At 60.6% G+C, this 1,475-nt stretch carries 3 protein-coding genes; all 3 read right to left on the bottom strand.

The features are described from left to right. Window positions 1-420, bottom strand: a 420-nt coding sequence (locus tag QN397_RS26555) for a tetratricopeptide repeat protein (protein WP_416352373.1), incomplete at its 3' end; no start/stop codon positions are given. A 33-nt stretch (window positions 421-453) separates the two neighbouring features. Beyond that, window positions 454-1,173: a hypothetical protein gene (locus tag QN397_RS26550; protein WP_323502513.1), complete on the bottom strand. Its 720-nt coding sequence runs from the start codon at window positions 1,171-1,173 to the stop codon at window positions 454-456. Window positions 1,174-1,226: 53 nt separating this feature from the next. Further along, window positions 1,227-1,475: double zinc ribbon domain-containing protein (locus QN397_RS26845; protein ID WP_416352372.1), on the bottom strand; the 249-nt coding region annotated here is incomplete at its 5' end.

Here is a 1,475-nt window from a genome sequence, read left to right as displayed (position 1 = left end):
GATGGCAAGGATGCGCGCTGGCGTGACCGGGTTGGAGTCAGCGTGCTGCAGTGCTGGCGCCGAGTTGTTATTGGCTTCGGACGCCGGAATGACGATCTGAAACTTGGAAATGTCTTTGCCCTGGCTCAAGGCATCGAGAACTTTCTTGGCAGGGGCGTAACCCAAAGTGGCGGACTTCTGCAGGTAGTCGGTCGCCATCTCGGGACTGGCCGACACGCCAACGCCCTTGAGGTACATCATTCCCGATGCGTACAACCCGCGCGGGTCATTCAGGTCCGCAGCGTTCAAGAACGAAGCCGCTGCCATCCCGAGGTCGGCCGAGACCCCGCGGCCCAGCATGTACTTCACACCCAGCTCGTACTGGTCTGGACCCGAGGGCGCTGACTGTTCTGGCGGGGTTGTGATGGCGGAATCGGTCATGTCTATCTTGTGGTGTTCTATGATGAGGAGGGATCAGCGCGCAGCGCGGATGGCGGCGTTGCGCTCGCGGACCAAGGCAGACAGAGCGCGGGCCTTGTCGACGAGGTCCAGAATGCCTGGAGAGTTTGGGTCGGCTGCATCACTGCGCGTGCGAGCGTTGTTGTAGTCGGCTCCGAGCCGCTCGAGCGCGGCCAGCAGCGATGCATCGTAGGACTCGGTACCAGGCAACGATTCCGGGGTCGCGTACATCACGTCATCTTTCAATGCCTTGACAGACTGGACGAACGGCTGCATGTACGGATCGCGGTCGCGGGTGACGCTTGAGGCGAATGAGTCGAGACGTACTTTGACCTCGGCGAAACGCTGTTTTTGCGTTTTCAGCGTGGTAGCGGTTTGCGTTGCGCTTGAAGAGCCCAGCCGCCAGAGTCCGCTGACCAGCAGCAATCCCAAGGCCCAGACGGTGTGAAGGATTGACAAGGCGCGAAACGACACCGCTTCGCTTCCGGCCAAAAAGCACAGGAGGATCACGCCGGTTGCATAGACCCCGAGGGCGGCCTGAAAACCCAGCCCGAAGGTGAATGCCGGTTCAGCGCCGTTGGCCGACGGTCGCGTGTGATAAATCGGAAAGCCGAACAGAACGATTTCAGCAAAGCACAGCATCACCAACGACAAAACGAATGCAGATGGACGTTGGCCTTCCGGATAGAGCACCAGTGCGACACCCAGTGTGACCGCGACGCTGGCGACCAGCATCACGAGATAAATGGCAACCTGTCCCTGCTGCAGGTGCTTGCATGGGACGCTGTTCATGGCTGTGCCGTCCCACAGTTGCCGCAAAACTTGGCGCCTTCAGGCAACGGTGCTTCGCACTTCACGCACTGACGCTGGGTCGGCGTGCCGCAACTGGAGCAAAAGCGCGCGCCTGGCGTGAGCGCCGCGCTGCACTTGCTGCAGCTTTTGCCAGTGACGGTCGGTGCCAAAACGTCCGAGCCACAACCGCCGCAAAAGCGTGCAGCCGGATCGTTCGAATGATTGCACTTGCCACAGTTCTTGCC

Source organism: Variovorax sp. RTB1 (assembly GCF_035018765.1).
Lineage (GTDB): Bacteria > Pseudomonadota > Gammaproteobacteria > Burkholderiales > Burkholderiaceae_C > Variovorax.
This window is presented reverse-complemented; position numbering and strand designations above follow the sequence as displayed.